Origin of the sequence: Actinacidiphila rubida (assembly GCF_900110255.1) — a bacterium.
GTDB classification, from domain to species: domain Bacteria; phylum Actinomycetota; class Actinomycetes; order Streptomycetales; family Streptomycetaceae; genus Actinacidiphila; species Actinacidiphila rubida.
In genome coordinates, this window is sequence record NZ_FODD01000094.1 from 1 (window position 1) to 7,299 (window position 7,299).

The 7,299-nt window shown below is 71.7% G+C and carries 6 protein-coding genes; all 6 read right to left on the bottom strand.

What is annotated here, in order from left to right:
- Positions 1-165 precede the first annotated feature (165 nt).
- Entirely contained in the window at positions 166-1,155 is a 990-nt protein-coding gene (locus tag BMW99_RS38550; RefSeq protein ID WP_176735515.1) for a Gfo/Idh/MocA family protein, read from the bottom strand.
- Between the two features lie 11 nt (positions 1,156-1,166).
- Positions 1,167-2,468 carry an MGH1-like glycoside hydrolase domain-containing protein gene (locus BMW99_RS38555; protein WP_069464119.1) on the bottom strand — a complete coding sequence of 434 codons (1,302 nt, stop codon included), beginning with the start codon at positions 2,466-2,468 and terminating at the stop codon, positions 1,167-1,169.
- On the bottom strand, positions 2,465-3,664 hold the full coding sequence (locus BMW99_RS38560; RefSeq protein WP_069464120.1) for a zinc-dependent alcohol dehydrogenase: 1,200 nt from the start codon (positions 3,662-3,664) through the stop codon (positions 2,465-2,467). The genes BMW99_RS38555 and BMW99_RS38560 overlap by 4 nt, the downstream gene beginning before the upstream one ends.
- 81 nt (positions 3,665-3,745) lie before the next feature.
- Entirely contained in the window at positions 3,746-4,972 is a 1,227-nt protein-coding gene (locus BMW99_RS38565; protein ID WP_069464121.1) for an MFS transporter, read from the bottom strand.
- Complete coding sequence (locus tag BMW99_RS38570) at positions 4,969-5,967, bottom strand: glycosyltransferase family 2 protein (RefSeq protein WP_176735516.1); 999 nt, start codon at positions 5,965-5,967, stop codon at positions 4,969-4,971. The genes BMW99_RS38565 and BMW99_RS38570 overlap by 4 nt, the downstream gene beginning before the upstream one ends.
- A gap of 80 nt (positions 5,968-6,047) precedes the next feature.
- Entirely contained in the window at positions 6,048-6,737 is a 690-nt protein-coding gene (locus BMW99_RS38575; protein ID WP_069464123.1) for an HAD-IA family hydrolase, read from the bottom strand.
- Between the last annotated feature and the right edge of the window lie 562 nt (positions 6,738-7,299).

Consider the following 7,299-nt stretch of genomic DNA (forward strand, 5'->3'; position numbering starts at 1 on the left):
CCCGAAGAAGATCACATCCCTGACCAGTGCCAGTACATCACCGCAGGCGCACACCAGCCCCGTGACCTGCGAAGTCAGGATGAAAACTTCTCAATCAGGTGATCTTCCGTTCAGCCGTGCGGGCCGGGCAGCGCTGTGGGTTCTTCCTCGTCGATCGGTCGTCCGTCAGGCCCGCCCCGCCTCCCGTATCGCGTCCATCGCCTCGGCGACAGCGAGCGACTGGTCCAGTGGGACGAGCCAGGCCGAGGAGTCACCCGCTGCCGCCCGGGTCACCTCCGCCGCCATGAGCGCGTACGGGTCGACCGGTGGATAGCGCCTGGTGTCGACGCCCCGGGACGTTTCCACCCGTATCTCGGCGCGCTCGCGGCCCGCGGTGAATGGGCGGTCCATGCGGACGGTCCCGGCGGTTCCCGTGATCACGAGTGCTTCCTGGCCGGTGCCGGTGAGGGTGGCCAGCAGGTGGGCCGTGCCCTCGCCAAACCGCAGGTCCGCGTGGGTCAGCACATCCGCGGCGCCGCCGGGCCAGTTCTCGCGGCGTACCGCGGTGACTTCGGGCGCCGCCCAGCCGTACGCCGCCAGGACCGCGCCGACCGCGTAGCAGCCCACGTCCAGGAGAGCCCCACCGCCGAGCGCGGCGTCGCGGCGGTAGTTGCGCGGGTCCGGGTCCGCCCCGTCGAAGACGGCCTCGACGTGCCGGACCTCGCCGATGACGCCCTGGCCCAGCAGCCGTGCCAGGTCCCGGGTGCGCGGGTGCCAGCGGTTCCAGGTGGCCTCGACCAGGAGCCGACCCGACGCCGCGGCGGCCCGGGTCATCTCCCGCACCTCGGCGCCGGACAGGCCGAGTGGCTTTTCGCACAGCACGTGTTTGCCGGCCCGCAGGGCCCGCGTCGCCCAGGACGCGTGGGCGCTGTTGTGCAGGGCGATGTAGACGACATCCACCGACTCGTCCGCGAGGAGGGCGGCGTAGTCGCCGTAGGTCGCCGCCGCACCGAGCGCCGCGGTACGCCGGGGGTCCCGGCCGGCAACGGCGCGCAGGTCGGCGCCGTCCAGGCCGCGTACCGCCGGCCCGACGTTGGCCGTGGCGATATGGCCGGCCCCCAGGAACCCCCATCCGACGGTGGGCGTGCGGCGGGCCGCTGGGCCGCTGGTTGTCATGGTCGTCGCCGTCATGCGCGGGCCTGCGCCGTCATGTCCTCGGCCGCCATCAGGTCGAGTACGAGGGAGCTCCAGCCGAACGAGGTGGCTCCCTGGCCCGCCCCGGTGAGGGGGTCGTAGCACTCCCGCATGCCGGACCGTGCCGTCATCCGTACGGTACGGCACGCCAGTTCGCGGGCCGATTCGTAGCGGCCGCGGGAGCGCAGGCCCCCGTGGAGGTACCAGTTGAGGTTCACCCAGCTCGAACCCCGGAAGATCGCGCCGGTCTCGAAATGCGGATCGAAGGTCGGTTCGTCCGCGGCGACGCTGGGTACCGGGTGAGTGAGCCAGAAGCGCCCGGGATTGAGCAGGTGTTCGTCGATCACCCGCTGGGCCAGCCGGTCCGGGACGGCGTCGAGCAGGATCGGGAAGAGCGAGGAGACGGTGCGGACCTTCTGCTGCTCGCCGGTCCGCAGGTCGATGTCCCAGAAGACGCCCTCCTCGTCATCCCAGCAGCGTGCCACCAGCGCCTCGGCCACCTGGCGGGAGCGCTCGGCGTAGACAGCCGCCGCCGGGTCGCCTGGCCGGACGGCGGTCAGCAGCCGGGACAGGGCGGCGAGACCGTCGGCGTAAACCGTGTTGAACAGGACATCGACCCAGCGGAAGGCATCGGCCCCGGCAGGCGCTGAGTCGGGTCGCCGGCCCGGGGCGTAGCGCTCCAGCAGATTGCGCATGGCCTGGTGCCAGCGCGGTGAGATCTCGGCGGTCGGTGTCTCCGCGATGCCCAGAGCCTGGTCGTATTTGCTACTGGAGTCGAGACCGGACTCGTCCGGCTGGTGAATCGTCAGCAGCCCGTCGGGCTCGGCGCGGTGCAAGTGCAGCCAGTCGAAGAAGGCGGTGGCGCCGGGCAGCGCCGAGGCCAGCCAGGCGGGGTCCCCGCTGGCCTCGTGCACCCGTTCCACCGCTCTGGCCAGGACCGGCGGGGCGAGGGTGATCGAGGTCCAGCCGTTCCACAGGGCGATCCGGAAGTCCTCGGTGGCCCGGCTCCGCAAATTCTCCTGCCACAAGAGCATATGCGGGAGGAAGCCGTCGGAGGCGACCCCGTGCAGCAGGGTGTCGATCTCGGCGGCGGCGCGCGCCGGGTCGGTCCGGCTGAGCGCTATCGCGTGGTAGGAGCTGTCCCAGGCCCACTGGAAGGGGTAACTGTCGGGCGAGGGGCAGGTGAAGTCATACGCAAGGCCGCGGTCGGTGCCGGTGCGGCGATTGACCGCCAGGGCGGCGCGGGCGTGGCTGGCCGCCCCGGCTGCGTCCGCCGGGCTGATGGCGGCGCTCACAGCAGCGAGCCGCTCGACTGCCGGACGCCGCCGTCCGCCTGCCCGGAGACGGCCTCACCCGCGGCCACCAGGCCGGGGACCTCGTGGCCGGACGAAACGCGGCCGGACGGTGAGCCGGGCAGCACCCCGGTGGTGATGGACGGCTTCATGCCGCCGCCGGCGCCGTAGTTCTCGAATGCGTCCCGCACCCCGGCCTCGTCGTCGAAGGCGAGCCGCGAGGTCACCACCGAGGCGGCGTCCACCACGCCACACGTGATGAGGTGCAGCGCGATCCGGGCGACGTGTGCCGAGCGGGTCATCGAGAAAGCCCTGACGTCGAAGGGAGCGGCGCGCAGCCGCAGTCCCTTGGCCAGGATCATCCAGGAGCTGATCGGCTGCGGCAGCCCGGTGGCACCGTAGACGACGTAGTCGCCGCCGGGCCGCAGCAGCCCCATGGCCAGTTCACGGGCATCGGGGCCCTCATGGGCATCCAGATGCGGCAGGGCATCGAAGACGTAATCGGCGTAGTGGTCCTGGTGCTCGGCGATCAGCGCCTCGACCTGCGGGGCCTGCCCGGCGAGGTTGACCACGGCGGTCGCCCCGGCGGCCGTGGCGCGAGCCAGCCGGACGTCGTCCAGGTCGAAGACGGTCACCGACCGCACCCCGAAGTAGCGCAGCATCACCTGAAGGGCCAGCAGCCCGCTCGGCCCGCAGCCGAGCAGCACGCAGTCGTCGCCCGGCTTGGGCGCGTTGAGCAGCAGCGATCGCAGCACGGAGGTGAGCGGCTCGACCACGGTGGCCAGGTGACCGGGCAGTTCGGGTGGTACGACGACGGCCGCGGCCTGGTGGGAGTCGTGGAAGTGCCGCTGGGTGTACCAGGTGGTCTCCTGGTTGCCGCCGGGCTCGGCGAACAGCGGCCGGATGGTCCGGTAGTCGGCCATCCCGCCGAAGTCGGTCTGGCCCCAGTAGCAGACCCGGTCCCCTTCGCGGATGACGCCGCGCAGGTCGGCGCCCACCTGGACGGCCCGGCCGACGTATTCGTGTCCGGGAATGATCGGCCAGGCGTCGGGGAACAGGTGGCCGCGGTAGTAGGAGATATCGGTCGAGCAGATCGACACGGCCTCGGTCCGCAGGGTGACCTCGTCGGGTCCGCACTGGGGGTCGGGGACGGTTTCCAGGCCGAGCCGGCCGGGGGCGGACAGCAGGTACGCGCGCATGGAGCGATTCCTTTACGGGAGAAGGCGCTAAGCCGTTCGTGTTGCAGCCGGCGAGGGCGGCCGGCCGGAACGGGGGGAATCTCAGGACGCCTTTGTCCTGCGGGTTCTGGAATGCAGTGCCCAGCCGGCGAGGGAGGCCGAACAGGCGGCCGACACCGCGAAGGGGAGCCGGGTGTCGATGTCGACGGTGAGCCCGGTCAGCCACACCATCAGCGTGGTCAGGGCGGCCGAGCCGACCCCGAGGGACGCGTTGAGCGGGCCGTGCTGCCCGGCGGGGGTCCGGCCGAGCATCCAGCCCTGGTAGACGGGGACGAGGGGCGCGGCGCCGAGGGCGAAGACCACCACGCCCACGTAGGCCACCTGCACCGAGCCGGCGCAGACCAGGAGGTCACCGGCCACGCACAGCAGGACGCCCAGCAGGACGACGGTGGCCACGTTCATCCGTCTGACCAGCAGGTCCCCGGCCGCGCGAGCCGGGGTGTAGGCCACCCAGAGCAGGGCCAGCAGGAGGGACGCGTCAGAGAGGGTGAGCCCGTAACGGTACTGGCCGAGTGACGTCACCCAGGAGACGACGACGGTCTCGGCGGCCATCAGCGTCGCGTAGACCGCGATGTCCGGCAGCCAGCCGCGCAGCATGACCCGGGTCAGCCGGGGCTGCGCGGCGTGGCCGGCGTCGGGTGCGGACGCGGCGCCGGCCCGGCGGTTGAGCAGCGTGCCCGCCGCGACCAGCACCGCGAGCGCCGCGGCGAAGATCGCGTACACCGATCGGTAGTCGCCGCTGGCCGGCACCAGCACGCCGACCATCGAGGGCGCGACGAAGCTGGCGACGCCGAAGGTCGCGTAGAGGGCGGAGATCCGGTGGTAGCGGGGCGGCAGCTGGTAGAGGTAGGAGACGGTGGCCGAAGCGCCCAGCGAGAAGGTCGCGCCGTGCAGGAACGCCCCGGCCAGCACCCCCGCGTAGTCCTGGGCGGCGATCAGCACCGCGCAGCCCGCCAGCCCCACCAGTACGGCGAGTGTGGTCATCCGTGCGACGCCGATCCCGCGCAGCAGGACAGGACCGGTGAACATCGCCGTGATCAGTCCGAGATCCTTGAGGTTCTGGACGTTGGCGAGTTGGCCGCCGCTGAGGGAGTAGTCCTCGCGGAAGGTGGTGACCAGGGCCGGGACCAGGCCCATGCCGAGTGCCAGGACGCCGTAGACCAGGAAGAGGTAAGTACTGGTCAGGGCGTGGCCGGAAGACGTCGGACGCTGCGCTCGCGCAGAGGTCGCGGCGATGATGGGCGCGGGGGCCTCGGCGGCCTCGTTCACCGGGTCGCCTCGCCGGCTTGGGCGACTTCGACGGCGCCGCGCTCCGCCGCCGTGGCGTGCTCGGCGAAGGTCCCCGGGTCCAGTTCGCGGGCCTGGCGCAACTGGGACCTGCCCAGTTCCGGGCTGCCGTCGGCGGTCACCGTGCGGCCGATCCGGATCAGGTAGCGGCAGAGCACCGCGCGGCCGGTCCGCTCGTCGGCCGCACCGCGCGCCACGGCGGTGGCGATGGCCTCCTCCAGCCCCTCGCGCTCGTTGGCGCAGCGCATCCGGTTGAAGGCGTCCACGCCGCCGGACTGTTTGCGCGAGGCGCTGCCGCCTTCCTTGGGCACGCGGTATCCGGTCGGGATTCCGGGCACGTGGTCGATCGCGGCGCCACTGCCCAGGTAGCGGAAGAGCGTCGCCACGTCCTCGCAGAAGGGCGCCGCCGGGAAGGGCACCCGCAGGGCGAGGGCGGTGCGCAGGTTCATCGCGGACGGGATGGCGATGTTGTCGCGTTCGACGGCCTGCTCGATCCACCGTTCACGGCCGCGCAGTTTGGGCAGCCGCTGCTGCTCGTCGAGCATGCGCAGTCCTGGCAGCAGCCAGTCCGGGTCCCACGGCCGGCCATTCTCGTCGATGAACTCGATGTCGCTGTAGGCGAAGTCAAGTTCCGGCCGGTCGGCGAACAGCGCGCGGACCGCCGCCACCCGCCGCGGGTGGGCCAGGTCGTCAGCGTCCAGGTAAGCGAGCAGGGCGTGCCCGTCACGGTGCGCCGCTTCGATGGCCAGGTTCCTGGCCTGCCCGGCGCCCCCGTTGCGGGGCGCGCGCAGCACCGTCACCGAGCCGACGACCGAGGCGGCGAGGCCGGCCAGGAACTCCTCGGTGCCGGCCGCGGGTGAGGCGTCGTCGACCAGGTAGGCGTGCCAGTCGGGGTCCGTCTGCCGCTCGAGGCTGGCTAGGGTCAGCCGAAGGCACTCCCGGCGCCAGACCAGGCCGTCGTCGAAATACGGGATCACGAAGGCCACGGTTTCCGAGTGGCCAGCGGGGGAAGGCATAGAAGTCCTCGGGGTGGTCTTGTCGGGCACGGGGTGGTCCGTCAGACGCTCTCGGCGGCGGCTTTGAGCGCGTCGCCCGGCGCCGGCTGCGGCGAAGGGGGCCTCACGGTGACCGTCAGTCCGTCCGGCTCCTGCCGTACGAGCAGCGCCTGCAGGCCCGACACGACGACGTCGGCCTGCAGTTCGGCCGCGGCGTGGGTGGTCGTCACCGCGATACTGCGCATACCCGCGGCCCGCGCCGACCGGAGACCGGCCGGGGCGTCCTCGATCACCAGGCAGTCGGCGGGCGCGATCCCGAGCCGGGCGGCCGCGACGAGGAAGGGCTCGGGGTCCGGCTTGCCCCGGGTGATGTCGTCGGCGGTGACCAGGACCGGCGCGTCGATGCCGACCCGGCGCAGCCGCGCCTCGGCGGTACGGCGGCTGGCAGATGTCACCACCGCCCAGCGGTGACGCGGCAGAGCGAGCAGCATCTCGGCCGTCCCGGGCAGCAGCACACACGCGGTGTCCTCGGCCTCCAGGTCGTCGTAGCGCCGGACGGCGGCGGCCACCCGGTCGGCGGGCAGCACCTCGGAGATGACCTCCGCGACGGGTCGGCCGAATACCGCAACGGGGTCGAACGAATCCGGCCGCAGGGCGTGTTCCTCGCCCCAGCGGGCCCAACAACGCAGGATCGCGGGAGTCGAGTCGATCAGGGTCCCGTCGTTGTCGAACAGGACGGCTCTTACCTTCACGCTCGCAACTCCCCTTTGCAATCGCCGGACCGGACGTCAATTCCCGCTCCCGCAGGGGAAGTTGGTCAATCGACTGACGCCATGGTTACAGGTACCGGCCGGATACACCCCCTCGACTGCCCGTTCGGTCATCACAGCAGGGCCGGGAGTGCCGACCGGCTGGAAGCGGACGCCGAGGGGATGCGGCCTTACGAGTTGGCGCGTGACTGTGGCCGAGGCGTCCCGGAACGGTGGGTGGTCGAGCAGGGCAAGGGCATCCCCACGCTGCACCGTCGTCTTGCCCGCGACTGTCTGATCGTTTCAGAGATGTTGTCCGCGGCGCCGGAGGCAGATGAGGCTGCAGGCGAGGCCGCGTAGTCCCTGGTGGAGGTCGCTGCGTCATTCGTGGCGGAGGAGGGGTCGCTTGAACTGGTGCAGCCAAGCGAACGCCCGCTACACGACCCAACGCGCCTTCCCCAGTGATCGATTTTCATCCTGAATTCGCAGGTCGGGTCGCTGGTGTGGGTGGCGATTGACGCGCTCGCGCTGCTCTCGGCCGTGATCGTTAGCAGGTGATTATCTG